Origin of the sequence: Streptomyces albiaxialis, assembly GCF_039530985.1 — a bacterium.
Classification (GTDB): domain Bacteria; phylum Actinomycetota; class Actinomycetes; order Streptomycetales; family Streptomycetaceae; genus Streptomyces; species Streptomyces albiaxialis.
Map to the genome: position 1 here is coordinate 659683 of NZ_BAAAPE010000007.1, position 20372 is coordinate 680054.

Here is a 20372-nt window from a genome sequence, read left to right on the forward strand (position 1 = left end):
GACCGACGTGACCACCGACGTGACCGACGCTGACCACGTCATCGAGGCGGCCCGCGCCTGGCTGGCCGAGGACCCCGACCCGGAGACCCGCGAGGAGCTGGCCAAGCTCATCGAGGCGGAGGCGCTGGACGAGCTGCGCGACCGCTTCTCCGGCACGCTCCAGTTCGGCACGGCCGGGCTCCGCGGCGAACTGGGCGCGGGGCCGATGCGGATGAACCGCGCCGTCGTCGTCCGTGCCGCGGCCGGGATCGCCGCGTATCTGCGCAGGACGGCCGGGAGCGACGGCGTCGTCGTCATCGGCTACGACGCCCGGTACAAGAGCCTCGACTTCGCGCGCGACACCGCCGCCGTGATGGTCGGCGCCGGGCTGCGGGCCGCGCTGCTGCCGGAGCCGCTGCCGACGCCCGTCCTCGCGTACGCCATCGGGCACCTGGGCGCCGTCGCCGGGATCATGGTCACCGCCAGCCACAACCCGCCCCGGGACAACGGGTACAAGGTGTATCTCGGCGACCGCACGCAGATCGTGCCGCCCGCCGACGCGGAGATCGCCGCCGACATCGCGGCCGTCGGCCCGCTGGCCGGGGTCGAGCGCCCCGAGTCGGGCTGGGAGGTGCTGGGCGACGACCTGCTCGACGCGTACCTCGCGCGGACGGGCGCGGTGCTCACCGAGGGCTCGCCGCGCGACGTGCGTACGGTGCACACGGCGATGCACGGCGTCGGCTCCCGCACGGTGCGGCTCGCGTTCGAGCGCGCGGGCTTCCCCGCACCGGTGCCGGTGGCGGGGCAGGCCGAGCCCGACCCGGACTTCCCGACCGTCGCGTTCCCCAACCCGGAGGAGCCCGGCGCGATGGACCTCGCGTTCGCGACCGCGCGGGAGCTGGAGGGCGGCGGCCCGGACGTGATCATCGCCAACGATCCGGACGCCGACCGCTGCGCCGTCGCCGTCCCCGACCCGGAGGCCGACGCGGGGTGGCGGATGCTCCGCGGCGACCAGGTGGGCGCGCTGCTGGCGACGCACCTGATCCACAAGCGGGCGAAGGGCACGTTCGCGACGACGATCGTCTCCTCCTCGCTGCTCTCCCGCATCGCCCGCGCGGCCGGGCTGCCGTACGAGGAGACGCTCACCGGCTTCAAGTGGCTCGCCCGCGTCGACGGCCTGCGCTACGGGTACGAGGAGGCGCTCGGGTACGCGGTCGATCCCGAGGGCGTCCGCGACAAGGACGGCGTCACCGCGGCGCTGCTCGTCGCGGAGCTGACCGCCGAACTCAAGCAGGCGGGGCGGACGTTGACCGATCTGCTCGACGACATCGATGTCGAGTACGGCGTCCACGCCACCGACCAGCTCTCGGTCCGCGTCGAGGACCTGTCGCTGATCGCCGCCGCCATGGTCCGGCTGCGCGAGAACCCGCCGCGCGCGCTGGCGGGGCTGCGCGTGGACCGCGCGGAGGACCTCAGCGAGGGCTCGGAGAGCCTGCCCCCGACCGACGGCCTGCGCTACCACCTGGCGGGCGACGCGGGGCGCGGCATCGAGTCCGGCCGTGTGATCGTCCGCCCGAGCGGCACCGAGCCCAAGCTCAAGTGCTATCTGGAGGCCGTGGTGCCGGTCGGCGGCGCGGACGGGCTGCCGGACGCACGGGCGCTCGCGGCGGACGTGCTGGCCTCCGTGAAGCGGGACCTGGCGGAGGCGGCGGGGGTCTGAGCCTCTTGAGGCCGAGGAGGCGGAATAGGCGTCGGCGACGGGAGGTTGACCCGCACATGTGGAGCAGCGAGCACCTCGACCTCGACGCCTATCTCGCCCACCTCGGACACGAGGGCGACCGGTCCCCGACCCTGGAGACCCTGCGCGCCGTGCACCGGGCGCACGTCCTGACCGTCCGCTGGGACACGCTCGACAGCTTCCTCCACCACGAGGTGCGCCTCGACCTGCCGACGGTGCAGGAGAAGCTGCTCCGCCAGGGGCGCGGGGGTTACTGCTACGAGCACGCGACGCTCTACGCCGCGGCGCTGGAGAAGCTCGGCTTCCGCTTCACCGCGGTCTCCGGCCGTATCCAGATGGGCGCCGACAATCCCCGACCGCCCACGCACGCCATGCTCCTCGTCGAGCTGGACGGCGCCCGCTGGCTGACCGACATCGGCTTCGGCGCCAGCCCGCTGGCCCCGATCGAGCTGCGGGACGGCGCCCGGCTCACGACCGACGACGGGCGGGCGTACGAGCTGCGGCACGAGGCGATCGTCGGCGCCGACCCCGGCTGGGCGCTCTACGAGCAGCCGGACGACCCGGAGAAGCGCCTGCGGCGGCACATCTTCACCGAGAACCCGCAGTATCCGGTGGACTACGCGGTGGGGAACCACTTCGTCGCCTCGAACGCACGCTCGCCGTTCGTCATCCGCCCCTTCACCCAGCGCCTCCGCACCGACCGCCTCGACCAGCTCGACGCGCTCGTCTGGACGACCGAGCGCCCCGGCCGGGAGCCGGTCAAGGAGACCGTGCGGCCCCACGAGGTGCCCAAGCTACTGGCCGACGTCTTCGACATCCGCGTCGGCACGGAGGACGCGGAGCTGCTGGTGAGCAGGCTGACGGAGCTGGAGACCCCGGCGGGTCCGTAACGGGCGACCCCCGTCGGTTCGGAGCGGGCCCCAGCCCGTGGCGGGCCTCAGCCCATGGCGAGCAGGACGGCCAGGGCGATCGCTCCGGCGAGCGCCGGGCCCATGACCTCGTACGCCCAGCGCACCGTGACCTTGCCCTGCGCCGCCTCGCTCGTGCCGTGCTCCTCCCGCAGCTCGCGCAGCTCGTCGACGGCCTGGTCGGAGGGGGCGCGCTTGTCGGACAGGTCGGCCGCGTGCGGCGAGACGTCCGGGACGGGGCGCCCGAGGCCGAAGAGACCGCCGGGGCCGGGCGCCGGGCCCTGCCCCGAGGCGACGCGCTCGTTGTGCCGGTTGGCCTTCTTGCGGGCGCGCAGCGAGACGGGGATCGCCCAGAGCTGGTACTTGGTGCCGTCGGCGACGACCTCGCTGGAGTATCCGGCCCGCAGCGACTCGATCGCGCCCCACGGCACGGTGACCGTCCGGAACGGGTTGCGGACCCGCATCCGGGTGTCCCCCGCGTACACGGCGGGGCGCAGGGTGAAGGCGATGACGAGCGGCGCCGCGCACACCAGCGCCGCGAGCGCGGTGAGGGGGGTGCGCCCCTCACCGTTGAGCACGGCGTCGCCGACGAGCCACAGCCCCAGCGCCAGCAGCACCACACCGCCCGCCATCGCGGCGGGCGACCGGTAGCACCGGTCGGCGAACTTCTGCTCCGGCGGCTCCGGCGGCCCGGCCTCGGCCCCGCGCCCGGCCTCGCCGTTCTCTGCGTCCTCGCTCATACCGCCGATTCTGCCCGACACCCCGCGGGACGGGAGCCCGCGGGGTGTGAGGGGCGCCACTCCCGCCCGGTGGCGCGGCTCCGCTCCCCCACACTCGGGGCATGGACAACGGAGGCCGGTCACGGCGCCGGGACGCGGAGCGCCCGGAATCCCGCTCCGGTGAGCCCCGCTCGCCGGTCGCCCCGCCCGCGCCGCTCCCACCCGTCGCCTCCCGCCTCGCCGCGCTCGGCGACCGGCGGCTGGCCGCCGCCGTCGCCGCCGCGCCCCCGCTCGGGCCCGGCATCGGCGGCAGGACGGCGGAGCTGGACGTCGGCGGGACGCCCGTGTTCGTCAAGCGGGTGCCGCTGACGGAGCTGGAGCTGCGCCCGGAGCACGCCCGCTCGACCGCGAACCTCTTCGCGCTCCCGGCGTACTACCACTACGGGCTCGGCTCGGCCGGTTTCGGCGCCTGGCGCGAGCTGGCCGCGCACCTCGCGGCGAGCCGCTGGGCCCGGGAGGGCGCGTACGGCGGCTTCCCGGTGACGTACCACTGGCGCGTGCTGCCGGACTCGCCGCCCGAGGGGTTCGCCGACGAGTTCGGCGGGATCGACGGCGCCGTGGCGTTCTGGGAGGGGTCGCCCGCCGTACGGCGCAGGCTGGAGGCCCTCGGACGCGCGACGTCCAGCCTGGTCCTCTTCCTCGAACACCTGCCGGGCACGCTCGCGGACGCCCGTGAGCCCGGCCCGGACCGGACCGTGGCCGAACTGGAGCGCGGCGCGCGGTTCATGGCCTCGCGCGGCCTCGTCCACTTCGACGCCCACAGCCGCAACGTCCTCACCGACGGGCGCCGCCTGCTCTTCACCGACTTCGGCCTGGCCCTCAGCGCCCGTTTCGCGCTCGCCCCCGACGAGGCGCGGTTCCTCGCCGCGCACCTGGCCTCGTACGACCGCTGCTTCGTGCTGAGCGAGGCACGCCGCCGCCTCGGCGCGGACCTCGGGGCCCGGGGGCCCGCCGCGGATCTGCTCGACGCCTTCCACCGGCGGCTGCTCGACGGGAGCAGGCGTACGCCCTATCCCGCGGCGGAGATCGAGGCCGCGCTCGCGCCGGAACGGCCGCCGGGCGGGCACGCGCGGGATTCGACGCGCGCCATATAGTCCCGGATGAGGGAGACATACGCCCCGCGGAGAGGCTCCTCCTCCAGATATCCCATATGCGCCGCGCCGGGCTGCGTCACGTGTACGGAATCCGGAATGCGCGCGGCGATGTCGGCGAGATGCGCGGGAACGCATTCGTCGAATTCGCCGCCGAGAACGAGCGTGGGGACCCGGATCCTTTCCAGCGCGTCGAAGATGTCCCAGTCCTTGAGCGTGCCGGTCACGTGATAGTCCGCGTGCCCGATCATCGTCCGGAACGTCGTCGGGCTCATGAGTTGCGGGTCCAGGCTCAGGGAAGACGTGCGCAGCACGCACGCCCGCACGTATTCCTCCTGGGCCACCCGGTAATCGGGGTCGTCCGTTCCGCCCCGCAGTTCCCTGCCGTACGTACGGCCGAGCACGTCACCCGGAAGTCCCGCCATCAGCTCCCGGACCTCCCGCTCGAAACGGGGCACGCTCGCGAGGCCGTTGGCGCAGATCAGGCTGGTCCATTCCGGCGCCCGCTCCGCGGCGTACTGAAGGCCGAGCATCGCTCCCCACGAGTGGCCGTAGACGTGCGGGCGTTCCAGGCCGAGCCCCTCGGAGACCGCGCCCAGTTCGTCGAGGAAGCGGTCCACGGTCAGCAGCGAGACGTCGTCGACCGGGTCCGAACGCCCCACGCCGAGCTGGTCGTACCAGACGACCTCGCGTTCCTCGGCGAGCGGCGCGAAGGCGTCGAAGAGGGGGTCGCTCGGATATCCCGGGCCGCCGTGGACGAGCAGCAACGGCGGGCCGCCGCCGCCCGTTCTGCGATACCACACCCGGCCCCCGGGTACGGAGATCCTGCCTTCCCTCATGCCGCCCCCATCCCGTAGGCGTACTCCTCCATGCGGTCGATGAGGTCTCCGTCGAACCGGAAATACATGGCGGCGTGCACCTCGCTCCGCGAACCGTCCAGCATGGTCATACGCAGCACGTGCTGCTGCAGCACCTCGTTCGCGCCGTGGAATTGACGCGTGATGTCGAATCGCAGCGACCCGACCGCCCCGGCGAGGGGCCTGAGCTGTTCCAGCTTTTCGTCGATCGTCCGGTCGCCCGTGCCGTCGTTGTGCCAGACGGTGGCCGTTTCCGTGCACATGGCCCGCACGCCTTCGAAGTCGCACGATTCCATGCGCCGCAGGCACCGGGTCGCCATCTCACCGATGTTCTTCCTCATGTCCACATTCCTCCAAGGGATTTATCCGGAGGCCCCGAACATAGGAAAGAACGCCCGCGAAGATAAGTCTTGACTTGCTTTCGCACGTCCGGCAGTTGGCGGCCGGATTCGGAAAAACCCCAGGTCAGATGGGGTGCAGGGGCAGAACCGTTCGGGCACGGCCGAATCGTCTTTCCCCGCGACCGACGCGGGGAGCAGCGTGGGCGCCGCTCCCCCTCGGCGCACTGGAAGGACGGAATTCCCATGACCTCTCGCATCCGGACGATCGTCGCCCTGGCGGCGTGCGCCGCGGCCACGGTCCCGCTCCTCGCGGCCTCCGGCACGGCCGGGGCCGCCGCACACCCCGAGCGGAAGGCACCGGCCGCCGCCGGCGGCGGCATGCACGGCCCGGTCGTCACCCACCCCGAGCAGTCCGAGATCACCACCAAGAGGGGCGAGGTGTGCCCCTTCCCGACGCACGCCGACTTCCCGGTCGCCGACCTGAAGCTGAGGACGTGGTCGAACGACGCGGGCGATCCCGTGTTCGCCATCGAGAGCGGTCCGCTCGTGATGCGCGTGACCAACCTCGACACCGGCAGGACCATCAAGCGCGACATCTCCGGCACGGGGACGCACACCTACCCGGACAAGAACACCTCGGTCCTGAGCGGCGCCGACTGGGGGACGCTTCTCCGGAAGGACGACAAGCCCGCCCACAAGTGGCTGATCTCGCGCGGCTTCATGTCCGTCGAGTACACGACGGCCGGCGACAAGAGCACGAAGCGGGTGATCGCCCTCGACGGCGACTACGAGGACCTCTGCGAGACGCTCGGCTGACCGCGCCCGGCCACCCCCGTCGATGCACGGGGGTGGCACACGGCTACGCGCGTAGATATGGTGCCCTGGTGACCATGCCTACCGAAGCGGCCCCTCCCGGAACGGTGACGTCCGTGACGTCCGAGATCGCGACGTCCGACGCCGCGCTCCGCCGCCATCTGCACGGGCTCCCCGGCGTCGACGCGGTCGGGCTGGAGGCCCGCGCCGCCACGCTCGGGACCCGGTCCATCAAGACCACGGCCAAGGCGTACGCCATCGATCTCGCCATCTCGATGATCGACCTCACCACCCTTGAGGGCGCCGACACCCCCGGCAAGGTGCGGGCCCTGTGCGCGAAGGGCCTGAACCCCGACCCGACCGACCGTACGGCGCCGCGCGTCGCCGCGATCTGCGTGTATCCCGACATGGCCGCCGTCGCCAAGGAGGCCCTCGCGGGCTCCGGCGTCCATGTCGCCTCCGTCGCGACCGCGTTCCCCGCCGGGCGCGCGGCCATGGACGTGAAGCTCGCCGACACCCGCGAGGCCGTCGCCGCCGGGGCCGACGAGATCGACATGGTGATCGACCGGGGCGCGTTCCTGGCCGGGCGCTACCTCCAGGTCTTCGAGGAGATCCAGGCGGTCAAGGCCGCCTGCGGCGACGCGCACCTCAAGGTCATCTTCGAGAACGGCGAGCTGGCGACGTACGACAACATCCGCCGCGCCTCCTGGCTGGCGATGCTCGCGGGCGCCGACTTCATCAAGACCTCGACGGGCAAGGTCGCCGTCAACGCGACCCCGCCGAACACCCTGCTGATGCTGGAGGCGGTGCGCGACTTCCGCGCCGCGACCGGCCGCCAGGTCGGCGTGAAGCCCGCGGGCGGCATCCGTACGGCCAAGGACGCGATCAAGTATCTGGTGATGGTGAACGAGACGCTGGGCGATGACTGGCTGAGCCCCGACTGGTTCCGCTTCGGCGCCTCCAGCCTGCTCAACGATCTGCTGATGCAGCGTCAGAAGCTCACCACCGGACGCTACTCCGGCCCCGACTACGTGACGGTGGACTGATCCCCATGGCCCTCTTCGAGTACGCCCCCGCGCCCGAGTCCCGCGCCGTCGTCGACATCGCCCCGTCCTACGGGCTCTTCGTCGACGGCGAGTTCCGCGAGGCGGGCTCCGGCAAGAGCTTCAAGACCCTCTCCCCCGCGACCGAGGAGACGCTGTCCGAGGTCGCGTACGCGGACGCGGCGGACGTCGACGCGGCGGTGCGCGCGGCCCGTACGGCCTTCGCGTCCTGGTCCGCGCTGCCGGGCGCCGAGCGCGCGAAGTACCTCTTCCGGATCGCGCGCATCCTCCAGGAGCGCTCGCGCGAGCTGGCGGTGCTGGAGACCCTCGACAACGGCAAGCCGATCCGCGAGACGCGCGACGCGGACCTGCCGCTGGTCGCCGCGCACTTCTTCTACTACGCGGGCTGGGCCGACAAGCTGAGCTACGCGGGGTACGGGAGAGACCCCCGGCCCCTCGGTGTCGCAGCCCAGGTCATCCCGTGGAACTTCCCGCTCCTCATGCTCGCCTGGAAGATCGCCCCGGCGCTCGCGACCGGCAACACGGTGGTGCTGAAGCCCGCCGAGACGACCCCGCTCTCCGCGCTCTTCTTCGCCGACATCTGCCGCCAGGCCGGGCTGCCGCGCGGCGTCGTCAACATCGTCACCGGCGACGGCGCGACGGGCGCCGAGCTGGTCGCGCACCCGGACGTGGACAAGGTCGCCTTCACCGGCTCGACCGGCGTCGGCAAGGAGATCGCCCGTACGGTCGCGGGCACCCGCAAGAAGCTCACCCTCGAACTGGGCGGCAAGGGCGCCAACATCGTCTTCGACGACGCCCCGCTCGACCAGGCCGTCGAGGGCATCGTGAACGGGATCTTCTTCAACCAGGGCCAGGTCTGCTGCGCGGGCTCGCGCCTCCTGGTCCAGGAGTCGGTCCAGGACGAGCTGCTGGACGCGCTCAAGCGGCGGCTGACCACGCTCCGCGTGGGCGACCCGCTCGACAAGAACACCGACATCGGCGCCATCAACTCCGCCGAGCAGCTCGCCCGCATCACCGAGCTGGCCGAGGCGGGCGAGGCGGAGGGCGCCGAGCGCTGGTCGCCGCCGTGCGAACTGCCCACGGACGGCTACTGGTTCGCGCCGACCCTCTTCACGAACGTCACGCAGGCGCACCGCGTCGCGCGCGAGGAGATCTTCGGCCCGGTGCTCTCGGTGCTGTCCTTCCGCACGCCGGACGAGGCCGTCGCCAAGGCCAACAACACGCCGTACGGGCTCTCGGCGGGCATCTGGACCGAGAAGGGCTCGCGCATCCTGAAGATGGCGAACCGGCTCAGGGCCGGAGTCGTGTGGGCCAACACCTTCAACAAGTTCGATCCGGCCTCGCCGTTCGGCGGCTACAAGGAGTCGGGATTCGGCCGCGAGGGCGGCCGGCACGGTCTGGAGGCGTACCTGAATGTCTGACAGGGCTGAGACACGGCTGAACGTCCTCAAGACCTACAAGCTGTACGTCGGGGGCAAGTTCCCGCGGAGCGAGAGCGGCAGGGTGTACGAGGTGACAGCGGCGAAGAGCGGCGAGTGGCTGGCGAACGCGCCGCTCGCCTCCCGCAAGGACGCGCGGGACGCGGTCGTCGCCGCGCGCAAGGCCTTCGGCGGCTGGTCGGGCGCCACCGCGTACAACAGGGGCCAGGTCCTCTACCGCGTCGCGGAGATGCTGGAGGGGCGGCGTGAGCAGTTCGCGTCCGAGGTCGCGGCGGGCGAGGGGCTCTCGCGCGCGAAGTCCCTGGCGCAGGTGGACGCCGCGATCGACCGCTGGGTCTGGTACGCGGGCTGGTCCGACAAGATCGCCCAGGTCGCCGGGGGCGCGAACCCCGTCGCCGGGCCGTTCTTCAACCTCTCGACGCCCGAGCCGACGGGCGTGGTCGCGGTCCTCGCGCCCCAGGACTCCTCGCTGCTGGGCCTGGTGTCGGTGCTCGCGCCCGTGATCGTCACGGGTAGCACGGCGGTGGTCGTCGCGTCCGAGCGGGCCCCCCTCCCGGCCCTCTCCCTCGCCGAGGTGCTCGCCACCTCGGACGTGCCGGGCGGCGTCGTCAACGTGCTCTCGGGCCGTACGGCCGAGATCGCGCGGCCCCTCGCGGCGCACCAGGACGTCAACGCGCTCGACCTCGCGGGCGCGGCGGGCGACGCCGGGCTGGCGACGGAGCTGGAGGTGGCCGCGGCCGACAACCTCAAGCGCGTCGTACGCCCGTCCGGAGCCGCCGACTGGACGGCGGACCCCGGCACGGACCGCCTCCTCTCCTTCCTGGAGACGAAGACGGTCTGGCACCCAATCGGCGCGTAGCGGCACGCGTGAGCCGGGCCGCGCCCGTCGTACCCGTGTACCGGGAGCGGCCCGGCTCAGCTCAGGCTGAACCAGACGGATTTCCCCTCTTCCCTGCCGTGCCGGCAGACGCCCCAGTCGGTCGCCTCGTGGGTGATGAGCAGCAGCCCGCGCCCGCCCTCGTCCTCCCCCCGGAGCCCGGCCGCGAGCGGGTCCTCGGGCTCGGCCGGGTCCCCCGGCCCCTGGTCCCGCACGAGCACATGTATCGCCCCGTCCTCCGTCCATCCCGCGCGCAGGCCGATGGGGGCCGGGGTGAGGCTGTTGCAGGCGGCGGCCACCGCGTTCGTCACGACCTCCGAGGTCAGCAGCATCGCGGTCTCGATCAGGTCCTGTTTCGCCCCCACGACCGTGTTCATGGCGGTGCGGACCGCCTCGCGCGCGCTGCGCACCCACACGGGGTCGGGCGGAAAGGTCATCGCAAGGGCGTTCACGGGCACGGCTGCGCGGACAGGACACATGGGGATGCTCCTTTTCGGTTCCGGCCACCACACGCCAGCTCCACATCCGGTAGGCGCCGGTCCGGGTGCTAGGGGACGAACCTAGGCATGTGAGTAATACCGATACAACTCACGTTCAGATCATCACTCCATCGAGTGATTCCAGCCAGAAGTCATGGACACAACCGTGTGGCCTGTGTGGGAAGTTAACCCATGGGATTGCGCGCGAATCCAAGCCAACGGCAGAAGCGGCTCGGCCAAGAACTCCGGAGGATCCGCGAGGACAGCGGCAGGAACCGGGAAGACGTCTGCCGTCATGTCGGTCTCCACAAGCCCCACTTGAGCCACATCGAGGCGGGCAGGACCGCCTGCTCCGAACCGCGCCTCCGCGCGCTGCTCGCTTACTATGGTTGCACCGATAACACCCTGCTGGAAGCGCTTGTGGAAATGTCCCTGGCCACCGGCAAGGGGTGGTGGACCGAATACCGGGACCTCGCCCACGACAGGCTCCGCGATCTGGCCGAGCTGGAGTCCACCGCCACGGCCCACCGCGCGTTCCAGTGGATGTTCGTCCCCGGCCTGCTCCAGACGCGCGACTACGTCACCGCTCTGTTCAGCAACAGCGAGCCCCAGATCTCCCCCGAGGACGGCGCCCGCTTCGCCGAGTTCCGGCTGCGGCGCCAGCAGCCGCTCTACACCGACCCGCCGCCCCGGTACCACGCCGTCATCCACGAGGCGGCGTTCCACATGCACTTCGTGAGCCGCAAGATCCGGCGGGCACAGCTTGAGCACCTTGTAGAGGTCTCACAACTCCCGCACATGACGATCCAGTTGCTGCCCTTCCGCTCCGAGATGCCGCCCGGAGCACCCGGAGCGCCCTTCACCATCTTCGACGGCCGCGCGTCCCAGCTCCGTACCGTCCATATAGAACACCCGATGACCTCGTCCTTCCTGGGAGACCCCGAGCAGATCCAGGAGTTCACGAGCGCCTTCAACCGGCTGAGCATGGTGGCCCTCGACCCCCTGGACCCGGCCCAGCTCCACGACGGCAGCTCGTACCGCCTGGTGCAGCACCTGCTCTACGTCCTGTAGGGAGAACATATGCCGGACCCGGAACCCGCCTGGCAGAAATCGAGCTTCAGCGGCGACAACCCCAACAGCGACTGCGTCGAACTCGCCGCGGGCCCCGGCGGCTCCGTCCTCCTCCGCGAGAGCGACCACCCCGCAACGGTCCTCCCCGGCGACCCCCACGCCGTCCGCATGCTGCTGGCCCGCATCAAGTCCGGGGACATGGGTCCTACTGCCGGTAGCCGTCCAGGAAGCGGCCGATGCGGCTGATCGCGGCGTCCAAGTCGTCGGCGCGGGGGAGGGTGAGGATCCGGAAGTGGTCCGGCGAGGGCCAGTTGAAGCCGGTGCCCTGCACGACCTGGATCTTCTCGCGCAGCAGCAGGTCCAGCACGAAGCGCTCGTCGTCGTGGATCTTGTGGACGGCGGGGTCGAGGCGCGGGAACGCGTAGAGCGCGCCCTTGGGTTTGACGCAGCTCACGCCCGGGATCTCGTTGAGCTTCTCCCAGGCCTTGTCCCGCTGCTCGTGCAGCCGCCCGCCGGGCAGGACGAGGTCCTCGATCGACTGCCGGCCCCCCAGCGCGGCCTGGATGGCGTACTGCGCGGGCGCGTTGGGGCACAGCCGCATCGAGGCGAGCATGCCCAGCCCCTCCAGATAGTCCTTCGCGTGCTGCTTGGGCCCGGAGACCATCAGCCAGCCGGAACGGAAGCCCGCCACGCGGTACGCCTTGGAGAGCCCGGAGAAGGTGAGGACCACGAGGTCGGGCGCCAGGGCCCCCACGTGATGGTGCTCGGCGCCGTCGTAGAGGATCTTGTCGTAGATCTCGTCGGAGAAGACCATCAGGCCGTGGCGGCGGGCGAGATCGAGGATGCCCTCCAGCAGCTCCTTCGGATAGACCGCGCCCGTGGGGTTGTTGGGGCTGATGATGACGACGGCCCTGGTACGGGACGTGATCTTCGCGGCCATGTCGTCGAGGTCCGGCAGCCAGCCCGCCTGCTCGTCGCACACGTAGTGCACGGCCTTGCCGCCCGCCATCGTCGTGACGGCGGTCCACAGCGGGAAGTCCGGGGCGGGGACGAGGACTTCGTCGCCGTCCTCGACGAGGGCCTGGACGGCCATGGAGACCAGCTCGGACACGCCGTTGCCGAGATAGATGTCGTCGACGTCGGCCTCGGGGAAACCGCGCTGCTGATAGTGCTGCGCGACGGCACGGCGGGCGGGGAGGATGCCGCGCGATTCGGTGTACCCGTGCGCCTGCGGCAGCATCCGGACCATGTCCTGGAGGATCTCCTCGGGCGCCTCGAAGCCGAAGAGCGCCGGATTCCCGGTGTTGAGCCGCAGCACGCTGTGCCCCGCCTCCTCCAGCGCGTCCGCGTGCTCGATCACCGGCCCCCGGATCTCGTAGCAGACCTCGCTGAGCTTGCTCGACTGCCGGAACTCCATGTCCCACCCTCCTCAGTGCTTCACTTGGTTCTACCAAGCGAGCACTTGGAAAGTCCAACCCATTGCGGCATAGACTGGCGCCATGCCGAGCCGAACCCGCCGCAGCTATGACCAGTTCTGCGCGATAGCGCGCGCCCTCGACTCCGTCGGAGACCGCTGGGCCCTCCTGATCGTCCGCGAACTCCTGGCGGGGCCGCGGCGCTACACGGACCTGCACGCGGACCTGCCCGGCGTCAGTACGGACGTCCTCGCCGCCCGGCTCAAGCAGATGGAGGCCGACGGGCTCGTCACGCGCCGCCCCCAGCCGAGGGTCTACGAGCTGACGGGGCGGGGCCGCGCCCTCCTCCCCGTCCTGGACGTGCTCGCCCACTGGGGTGTGGACGAACTCCCGTCCGTGCCCGGCGAGACGGACGCGGTCCGGGCCCACTGGTGGGCGCTGCCCCTGCGAGAGGCGCTGCGCGCCGCCGTGCCGGGTTCCGACGCCGTCGTCGACGTCACCTTGCCGGAAGGCGTCTTCCACGTCCGCCTCTCCGAGGAGGCCCTGTCCGTCTACGGAGAGGGCCCGGCCCCCGAGGGTGCCGCCGCCCACCTCGAACTCGACACCGAACGCTGCGCGTCCCTGCTCCGAGACAGAGCCCAAGCCGAAAAGACCCTGCGCGCAGCCTTGCCGTAAGAGAGCACCCGCCAGGGGCGCGGGGAACTGCGCGACAAGCCACAGCGCACCCGCGCCCCGCAAAGCACAGGACGGGGCACCCCCTGCTCGGAACGTCTCAGTGGCCTCGGGCGATCCACTCGTCCAGGTGTGGCGCCTCGGCGCCGACTGAGGTCACGTCGCCGTGTCCGGTACGGACAACCGTCTCACCCGGCAGCGTCAGCAACCGCTCGCGGATCGACTCGACGATCGTCGGGAAGTCCGAGAAAGAGCGCCCGGTGGCCCCCGGCCCTCCCTGAAAGAGCGTGTCGCCGGAGAAGACCGTGTCCAGCGCGGGCACGTGGAAGCAGACAGCGCCCGGGGCGTGCCCCGGAGTGTGCAGCACCCGGAGCGTCACGCCCGCCACGGTGATCTCCTGGCCGTCCGCCAGCTCACCGTCCGGGGCCCGGTCCGGGTGGGTCATCTTCCACAGCGGCAGGTCGTCCGGGTGCAGCAGGATCGGCGCTCCCGTACGGGCCGCCAGCGCGGGCGCCGCGTCCACGTGGTCGTTGTGCGCGTGCGTGCACAGGATCGCCCTCAGGGCACGGCCGCCCAGCGCTGCCTCGATCGCGTCCGCGTCGTGCGCCGCGTCGATGACGACCGCCTCGGTGTCGTCACCGACGATCCACACGTTGTTGTCGACGTCCCACGTGCCGCCGTCCAGACTGAAGGTCCCGGACGTGACGACGTGGTCGATACGTGCCGCTCCGCCCGCCATCACAGCACCACCACCGAACGCAGCACGTCGCCGATGGGGGCACCGCCCACGCCCTCAAGGCTGTGGGGGAGCATCCGCTCGAACGCCTTCTCGACCTCGTCCAGCGCGATCGTCTCCGTGACGAACGCGCCGAGGTCGAGCCGCCCCTGCAGATGCAGGTCGACCAGCATGGGGAAGTCGCGCGACGGCAGGCAGTCGCCGTACCAGGAGGACTTCAGCGCGCCGCCCCTCCCGAAGACGTCCAGCAGCGGCAGGTCGATCCGCATGTCCGGGGTCGGGACGCCGACGAGGACGACCGTTCCGGCCAGGTCACGGGCGTAGAACGCCTGCTCGTACGTCTCGGGGCGGCCCACCGCCTCGATCACGACGTCGGCGCCGAAGCCGCCCGTCAGCTCGCGCACGCTCTCCACCACGTCCGCCGAGCGGGAGTTGACCGTGTGGGTGGCGCCCATCTTCTCGGCGGTGGCGAGCTTACGGTCGTCGATGTCCACTGCGATGATCTTCGCGGCGCCAGCGAGCCGCGCGCCCGCGATGGCCGCGTCGCCCACGCCGCCGCAGCCGATGACGGCGACGGTGTCGCCGCGCCCGACCCGCCCGGTGTTGATCGCCGCGCCGATCCCGGCCATCACGCCGCAGCCGAGCAGCCCGGCGGTGGCCGGGGAGACGGCCGGATCGACCTTGGTGCACTGCCCGGCGGCGACCAGCGTCTTCTCCGCGAAGGCCCCGATGCCGAGCGCGGGGGAAAGCTCTCGGCCCTCCCACGTCATCTTCTGCTCCGCGTTGTGCGTGTCGAAGCAGTACCAGGGGCGTCCGCGCAGACAGGCCCGGCACTGGCCGCAGACCGCGCGCCAGTTGAGGACCACGAAATCGCCCGGCGCGACGTCGGTGACGCCCTCGCCGACCGCCTCGACGACGCCCGCCGCCTCGTGCCCGAGGAGGAACGGGAACTCGTCGTTGATCCCACCCTGCTTGTAGTGCAGATCGGTGTGGCAGACCCCGCACGCCTGCACCTGGACCACGGCCTCGCCCGGGCCGGGGTCGGGCACGACGATGGTCTCGACCCGCACGGGTTCGTTCTTGCCGGGTGCGATGACACCCCGTACTTCCTGGGCCATGCGAACGGCCTCCTTTTCGCGGGTCCGCGACGTCGACAGCGCTGTGCGACCGACCATTCTCCCTGCCCAGGGGCATGAGAGCGAGGCAATGACAGACAATGGTTCCTCGTGACCGACTCCAGCGACAGACTCCCCGCCCGCGTGATCCTGCTGACCGGGCCGTCCGGCTCCGGCAAGTCCCGGCTCGCCGCCCGTACGGGACTGCCGGTGCTGCGGCTCGACGACTTCTACAAGGAGGGCGACGACCCGACGCTGCCGACCGTCGGCGGCGTGCCGGGCGCCGACATCGACTGGGACTCGCCGCTCTCCTGGGACGAGGACGCCGCGGTACGGGCGCTGCGCGAGCTGTGCGCGGAGGGCCGTACGACGGCGCCGCTGTACGACATCTCGGTGAGCGCCCGTGTCGGCGAGGAGAGCGTGCGGCTGGACGGCGCGCCGTACGTCGTCGCCGAGGGCGTCTTCGCCGCGGACATCACCGCGCGCTGCCGGGAGCTGGGGCTGCTCGCGGACGCGATATGCCTGCGCGGGCGCCCGTTCACGACGTTCCGCCGCCGGCTGGTCCGTGACATCCGCGAGGCGCGCAAGCCGCTGCCGTTCCTGCTGCGCCGCGGGTGGCGGCTGATGCGCACCGAGGGCGTGATCGTCGCCCGGCACGAGTCGCTGGGCGCCCGCGCCTGCACCCGGGACGAGACGTACGCCCGTATAGCCCGCCTCCTGCGCGGCGCCTCGCTGCGGGCCTGAGGCGGCGCACACGGCAAAGAGCGGTTCCAGTCAGACCCCCCGGCCGACTGGAACCGCTCTCCTTTTCCCCCTGTCTCCCCGTTTCCCCCGTCCTTTCCCCGGCCCCCCGGGCTTCCCCCGTGATCCCCCCGTACCCCCCTCGGTCAGGCGACCAGTTCGTCGAAGGACTCCTCCTGGTCCCTGCCGAAGCTCAGCACCTCGTCGTCACGGAGACGGCGCAGAGAGCGCCAGATGCTGCTCTTCACCGTGCCGACGCTGATGTTCAGTATGTCCGCGATCTCCGGGTCCGTCCGGCCCTCGTAGTAGCGGAGGACCAGCATGGTGCGCTGGAGTTCGGGCAGCCGGGCGAGGGCCTGCCACAGGACGGTGCGCAGCTCGGTGCCGCGCATGGCGTCCTGCTCGCCGACCGTCTCCGGCAGCTCCTCCGTCGGGTACTCGTTGAGCTTCCGCCGGCGCCACGCGCTGATGTGCAGGTTCGTCATGGTGCGACGCAGGTAGCCCCCCACGGCCGCCTTGTCGCTGATCCTGTCCCAGGCGCGGTACGTCGAGAAGAGGGCGCTCTGCAGCAGGTCCTCCGCCTCGAAGCGGTCGCCGGTCAGGTGGTAGGCGGTGGCGTACAGGGAGGCACGGCGATCGCGCACGTAGGCGGTGAACTCCGCCTCCGAGGCGCTGTCACGCCGCTCCCCCGAATCCTCCCTGTACGTGCCATTCCCCCGCGGTTCCCCCCGCTTCTCCCCCGTGGTCCCCCCGGTGTCCCCCCGGTTGTCCCCCGTGTTCCCCCCGAGGGGCTCCCCCCGGAGCCCCTCCACCACCGCGATGTGCGGCGGACGCTTCCGCCCGGTGCCGCGAGCGCACCCCCGCCCGCTCACGGCACCGGACTTCTCTGCGGACCGGGCCTGGGAGGCGGGAACCGAAGGGACGTGCAGGCGCGTGTGAAGTACTGCGCTGGTTGCGGTGCTGTGCAGTGTGTTCATCTCGCGCCCCCCTTGGAGCCAACCCGGTCGCTTGCTTGATGCCGTAAACACTGCCGGGCCAGTTTCATCGGGAGATCCCCCGTCTGTCACAGCGGTGTCACAAGCGCCCCCGTGGATCGAGGCGCTACCGCCGGTCGAAGTCTCCGGGTGGGATGGGCCAGAATGGCGCGCGTGCCTTTCCTGTTGCTGATCGAGGACGATGACGCTGTCCGTACCGCCCTGGAGATGGGTCTGACCCGCCAGGGGCACCGTGTGGTGACCGCCGCGACCGGCGAGGACGGCCTCAAGCTGCTGCGCGAGCAGCGGCCCGACCTGATCGTGCTGGACGTGATGCTGCCCGGGATCGACGGCTTCGAGGTCTGCCGCCGTATCCGCCGCACCGACCAGTTGCCGATCATCCTGCTCACGGCCCGCAGCGACGACATCGACGTCGTGGTCGGGCTGGAGTCCGGCGCCGACGACTATGTCGTCAAGCCCGTCCAGGGCCGGGTGCTGGACGCGCGTATCCGCGCCGTGATGCGCCGCGGCGAACGGGAGTCCAACGACGCCGCGACCTTCGGCTCCCTGGTCATCGACCGCTCGGCGATGACCGTCACGAAGAACGGCGAGGACCTGCAACTCACCCCCACGGAGCTGCGGTTGCTGCTGGAGCTGAGCCGCCGCCCGGGGCAGGCGCTCTCGCGCCAGCAGCTCCTGCGCCTGGTGTGGGAGCACGACTATCTCGGTGACTCGCGGCTCGTCGACGCCTGCGTGCAGCGGCTGCGCGCGAAGGTGGAGGACGTCCCCTCGTCGCCGACCCTGATCCGTACGGTCCGTGGAGTGGGCTACAGGCTGGACACTCCCCAGTGACAAAGGCTCCCCCCACTGCCGGTCCGACCGGTTCCACTGGTTCCACCGCTCCCCCCACGAAACCCACGAAGAGCGGCCGCGCACGCGGATGGTTCGCCGGGATGCTGCCGACCCTGCGGCTGCGGCTCGTCGTCGTCTTCGCGCTCGTCGCGCTGACCGCCGCCGTCTCCGCCTCCGGCATCGCCTACTGGCTCAACCGCGACGCGGTGCTCACCCGGGCCCAGAACGCGGCCCTGAACGACTTCCGCAAGTCCATGGAGGACAACGCGGGCAACCTCCCCCGCAAGGTCGAGTGCGGGCAACTGCGCGAGGCGGCCAAGAAGATGGCCCGTACGACGCAGAACTACCAGGTGCTCCTCATCGGCAGGACCGACGAGGGCCAGCCCTGCGCCGCCGCCTCCAACGAGGACGACTTCACGCTCCAGAACGTGCCCGGCTCGCTGCGCGGCGCGGTCGCCAAGAAGCGGGCCGTCGACTCGGCAAACTCGTACCCGTACCACCTGTACTGGCAGCGGATCACCAAGGACGGCAACCCGTATCTCGTCGGCGGCGCGAAGGTGATCGGGGAGAGTCCGACCCCGACCGGTTACATGCTGAAGTCGCTCGCGCCCGAGCGTGACGACCTCAACTCGCTCGCCTGGTCGCTGGGCATCGCCACGGGCCTCGCGCTGATCGGCGCGATGCTGCTCGCGCAGGCCGCCGCGACGACCGTGCTGCGGCCCGTACGGCGGCTCGCGGAGGCCGCGCGGCGGCTGGGCGAGGGCAAACTCGACACCCGGCTGCGGGTCTCGGGCACGGACGAGCTGGCGGAGCTGTCCCGTACGTTCAACAGGACGGCGGAGTCGCTGGAGCACCGGGTCGCCGAGCTGAGCGCCCGGGAGGAGTCCAGCCGCCGCTTCGTCGCCGACATGTCGCACGAGCTGCGCACCCCGATGACGGCGATCTCGGCGGTGACCGAGGTGCTGGAGGAGGAGCAGGACAACCTCGACCCCATGATCGCGCCCGCCGTGCAGCTCGTCGTCAGCGAGACCCGGCGGCTCAACGACCTGGTCGAGAACCTGATGGAGGTCACCCGCTTCGACGCGGGCACCGCCAAGCTCGTCCTGGACGACGTGGACGTCGCCGACCAGGTGACCGCCTGCATCGACGCGCGCGCGTGGCTGGACGCGGTCGAGCTGGACGCCGACCGGGGCATCATGGCCCGCCTCGACCCGCGCCGCCTCGACGTGATCCTCGCGAACCTGATCGGCAACGCGCTCAAGCACGGCGGCTCGCCCGTCCGCGTGTCCGTACGGACCGAGGCCCGCGAGGACGGCGGCGACGAGGGCGACGAACTGGTCATCGAGGTCGCCGACCAGGGACCCGGCATCCCCGAGGAGGTGCTGCCGCACGTCTTCGACCGCTTCTACAAGGCGAGCGCCTCGCGGCCCCGCTCCGAGGGCAGCGGGCTGGGCCTCTCCATCGCCATGGAGAACGCCCATATCCACGGCGGCGAGATCACCGCGCACAACGCGTCCGGCGGTGGGGCCGTCTTCACGCTCCGCCTCCCCCGGGACTCGCGCCGGGTCGCGGAGGAGCGCGAGAACGGCGACGCGGACGGCGACGGCGGGGACGGCGGCCCCCGGGACGACGACCGCCGGCACAAGCACAGGCACGGCAGGAAGAACGGCGGCAAGCGCGTGAGCGGGGACGGCGGGGACGGCGGCGGCAAGGCCGACGGCGGCGACGGGCGCGAGCGGGGCGGAGCATGAGCCGTACGCGCCGGGCCAGGGCTCCCCTGGCCGCTCTCGTGACCGTCACGGCGCTCGGCGGGCTGCTCGCCGGGTGCGGGATCCGCTCGACCTCCGTCCCCGTGGACGCGGGTGCCGCGCCCTCGCGGGTGGGCTGCGTGCTGCCCGGCGGCGAGGGCAAGGACGCGGCGAAGGAGCCCGCGGTCCGCGTCTACCTGGTGTGCGGCTCGCGCGTGGCGCCGGTGGAGCGCCAGGTGCGGATGCCGGAGGGGCGCTCGTCGGCCGAGCGGCTGCCCGTCGCCCGTAAGCTCCTGGAGGAGCTGAAGCGGCAGCCGGGCACCTCGGAGGAGGACGCGGGCTTCGAGACGGCCCTGCCGCCCGGCCTGGAGATCACCGACGGCCGCGAGGGCGACCCGGACGAGGCGCTGCGGCTGAGCGAGCCGCTGGACGAGTTGCCGTCGTTCGCCCTCGCACAGATCGTCTGCACGTTCGCGGACACGGCCGCCGCCGACGCCGACAACGCGGTCACCCTCGGCGGCCCCGAGGGCGGCGCGGACGAGGACGGGGACGGCGAGCGCTCCGGGCCGCCCCTCCAGCGCTTCGAGTGCGGCACCGCGCTGCGCACCCGCCCGGAGGCGGCGGAGACGGCGGGGACCAAGGTGTGACGCCGCTGTGACGGGCCTGGCACGCCGCCCCCGGAA

At 71.9% G+C, this 20372-nt stretch carries 22 protein-coding genes; 14 read left to right on the forward strand and 8 right to left on the reverse strand.

Annotated elements, in window-relative coordinates:
• Window positions 1-7: 7 nt before the first annotated feature.
• Together ABD343_RS14025 and ABD343_RS14030 are read left to right on the forward strand one after the other, a co-directional pair.
• Window positions 8-1699 carry a phospho-sugar mutase gene (locus ABD343_RS14025; protein ID WP_344527743.1) on the forward strand — a complete coding sequence of 564 codons (1692 nt, stop codon included), beginning with the start codon at window positions 8-10 and terminating at the stop codon, window positions 1697-1699.
• Between the two features lie 56 nt (window positions 1700-1755).
• The gene (locus ABD343_RS14030; protein WP_344527745.1) at window positions 1756-2607 is read left to right on the forward strand and encodes an arylamine N-acetyltransferase family protein; all 852 of its coding nucleotides are present in this window, start codon (window positions 1756-1758) and stop codon (window positions 2605-2607) included.
• Window positions 2608-2654: 47 nt separating this feature from the next.
• Here ABD343_RS14030 and ABD343_RS14035 read toward each other — a convergent pair whose 3' ends face one another.
• Window positions 2655-3365, reverse strand: coding sequence for a PH domain-containing protein (locus ABD343_RS14035; RefSeq protein ID WP_425578174.1), 711 nt, complete (start codon window positions 3363-3365; stop codon window positions 2655-2657).
• Window positions 3366-3466: 101 nt separating this feature from the next.
• Here ABD343_RS14035 and ABD343_RS14040 point away from each other — a divergent pair, with 101 nt between their 5' ends.
• Window positions 3467-4498, forward strand: a complete 1032-nt coding sequence (locus ABD343_RS14040) for a protein kinase family protein (protein ID WP_344527747.1) — start codon at window positions 3467-3469, stop codon at window positions 4496-4498.
• On the opposite strand, the gene ABD343_RS14045 is transcribed toward ABD343_RS14040, so the two are convergent.
• Window positions 4414-5334, reverse strand: a complete 921-nt coding sequence (locus ABD343_RS14045) for a proline iminopeptidase-family hydrolase (protein WP_344527749.1) — start codon at window positions 5332-5334, stop codon at window positions 4414-4416. The two genes, ABD343_RS14040 and ABD343_RS14045, sit on opposite strands and share 85 nt — an antisense overlap.
• Complete coding sequence (locus tag ABD343_RS14050; RefSeq protein ID WP_344527751.1) at window positions 5331-5693, reverse strand: nuclear transport factor 2 family protein; 363 nt, start codon at window positions 5691-5693, stop codon at window positions 5331-5333. Before ABD343_RS14050 ends, ABD343_RS14045 begins: the two co-directional genes overlap by 4 nt.
• Window positions 5694-5936: 243 nt before the next feature.
• Here ABD343_RS14050 and ABD343_RS14055 point away from each other — a divergent pair, with 243 nt between their 5' ends.
• From ABD343_RS14055 to ABD343_RS14070, 4 genes are all read left to right on the forward strand, one after another.
• Window positions 5937-6509 (forward strand): hypothetical protein, encoded by a 573-nt coding sequence (locus ABD343_RS14055; RefSeq protein ID WP_344527753.1) that lies wholly within the window; start codon window positions 5937-5939, stop codon window positions 6507-6509.
• A gap of 74 nt (window positions 6510-6583) precedes the next feature.
• Complete coding sequence (deoC, locus tag ABD343_RS14060) at window positions 6584-7552, forward strand: deoxyribose-phosphate aldolase (RefSeq protein ID WP_344528564.1); 969 nt, start codon at window positions 6584-6586, stop codon at window positions 7550-7552.
• Window positions 7553-7557: 5 nt separating this feature from the next.
• On the forward strand, window positions 7558-8991 hold the full coding sequence (locus ABD343_RS14065) for an aldehyde dehydrogenase family protein (protein ID WP_344527755.1): 1434 nt from the start codon (window positions 7558-7560) through the stop codon (window positions 8989-8991).
• The gene (locus tag ABD343_RS14070) at window positions 8984-9868 is read left to right on the forward strand and encodes an aldehyde dehydrogenase family protein (protein ID WP_344527757.1); all 885 of its coding nucleotides are present in this window, start codon (window positions 8984-8986) and stop codon (window positions 9866-9868) included. Before ABD343_RS14065 ends, ABD343_RS14070 begins: the two co-directional genes overlap by 8 nt.
• Window positions 9869-9924: 56 nt before the next feature.
• Here the strand turns inward: ABD343_RS14070 and ABD343_RS14075 are convergent, their stop codons facing one another.
• The gene (locus ABD343_RS14075; RefSeq protein WP_344527759.1) at window positions 9925-10323 is read right to left on the reverse strand and encodes an ATP-binding protein; all 399 of its coding nucleotides are present in this window, start codon (window positions 10321-10323) and stop codon (window positions 9925-9927) included.
• Window positions 10324-10557: 234 nt separating this feature from the next.
• Here ABD343_RS14075 and ABD343_RS14085 point away from each other — a divergent pair, with 234 nt between their 5' ends.
• Both ABD343_RS14085 and ABD343_RS14090 read left to right on the forward strand, forming a co-directional pair.
• Window positions 10558-11436 (forward strand): helix-turn-helix domain-containing protein, encoded by an 879-nt coding sequence (locus ABD343_RS14085; RefSeq protein WP_425578175.1) that lies wholly within the window; start codon window positions 10558-10560, stop codon window positions 11434-11436.
• A 9-nt stretch (window positions 11437-11445) separates the two neighbouring features.
• On the forward strand, window positions 11446-11682 hold the full coding sequence (locus ABD343_RS14090; protein WP_344527761.1) for a DUF397 domain-containing protein: 237 nt from the start codon (window positions 11446-11448) through the stop codon (window positions 11680-11682).
• On the opposite strand, the gene ABD343_RS14095 is transcribed toward ABD343_RS14090, so the two are convergent.
• Window positions 11642-12853: a pyridoxal phosphate-dependent aminotransferase gene (locus ABD343_RS14095; RefSeq protein ID WP_344527763.1), complete on the reverse strand. Its 1212-nt coding sequence runs from the start codon at window positions 12851-12853 to the stop codon at window positions 11642-11644. The two genes, ABD343_RS14090 and ABD343_RS14095, sit on opposite strands and share 41 nt — an antisense overlap.
• 82 nt (window positions 12854-12935) lie before the next feature.
• On the opposite strand from ABD343_RS14095, the gene ABD343_RS14100 reads away from it, so the two are divergent.
• Complete coding sequence (locus ABD343_RS14100; protein ID WP_344527765.1) at window positions 12936-13526, forward strand: winged helix-turn-helix transcriptional regulator; 591 nt, start codon at window positions 12936-12938, stop codon at window positions 13524-13526.
• Window positions 13527-13623: 97 nt separating this feature from the next.
• On the opposite strand, the gene ABD343_RS14105 is transcribed toward ABD343_RS14100, so the two are convergent.
• Both ABD343_RS14105 and ABD343_RS14110 read right to left on the reverse strand, forming a co-directional pair.
• The gene (locus tag ABD343_RS14105) at window positions 13624-14262 is read right to left on the reverse strand and encodes an MBL fold metallo-hydrolase (protein WP_344527767.1); all 639 of its coding nucleotides are present in this window, start codon (window positions 14260-14262) and stop codon (window positions 13624-13626) included.
• On the reverse strand, window positions 14262-15377 hold the full coding sequence (locus ABD343_RS14110; protein WP_344527769.1) for an S-(hydroxymethyl)mycothiol dehydrogenase: 1116 nt from the start codon (window positions 15375-15377) through the stop codon (window positions 14262-14264). Before ABD343_RS14110 ends, ABD343_RS14105 begins: the two co-directional genes overlap by 1 nt.
• Window positions 15378-15485: 108 nt before the next feature.
• Here ABD343_RS14110 and ABD343_RS14115 point away from each other — a divergent pair, with 108 nt between their 5' ends.
• Window positions 15486-16118 carry a uridine kinase family protein gene (locus tag ABD343_RS14115; protein ID WP_344527771.1) on the forward strand — a complete coding sequence of 211 codons (633 nt, stop codon included), beginning with the start codon at window positions 15486-15488 and terminating at the stop codon, window positions 16116-16118.
• A 143-nt stretch (window positions 16119-16261) separates the two neighbouring features.
• Here ABD343_RS14115 and ABD343_RS14120 read toward each other — a convergent pair whose 3' ends face one another.
• Window positions 16262-17092, reverse strand: a complete 831-nt coding sequence (locus ABD343_RS14120; protein ID WP_344527773.1) for a SigE family RNA polymerase sigma factor — start codon at window positions 17090-17092, stop codon at window positions 16262-16264.
• A gap of 171 nt (window positions 17093-17263) precedes the next feature.
• On the opposite strand from ABD343_RS14120, the gene afsQ1 reads away from it, so the two are divergent.
• The 3 genes from afsQ1 to ABD343_RS14135 all read left to right on the forward strand — a co-directional run bounded on the left by afsQ1 (window position 17264) and on the right by ABD343_RS14135 (window position 20336).
• Window positions 17264-17941: a two-component system response regulator AfsQ1 gene (afsQ1, locus tag ABD343_RS14125; RefSeq protein WP_344527775.1), complete on the forward strand. Its 678-nt coding sequence runs from the start codon at window positions 17264-17266 to the stop codon at window positions 17939-17941.
• Window positions 17942-18042: 101 nt separating this feature from the next.
• Complete coding sequence (locus tag ABD343_RS14130; protein WP_344527777.1) at window positions 18043-19692, forward strand: ATP-binding protein; 1650 nt, start codon at window positions 18043-18045, stop codon at window positions 19690-19692.
• On the forward strand, window positions 19689-20336 hold the full coding sequence (locus ABD343_RS14135; RefSeq protein ID WP_344527779.1) for a hypothetical protein: 648 nt from the start codon (window positions 19689-19691) through the stop codon (window positions 20334-20336). Before ABD343_RS14130 ends, ABD343_RS14135 begins: the two co-directional genes overlap by 4 nt.
• The last annotated feature ends 36 nt before the right edge of the window (window positions 20337-20372 follow it).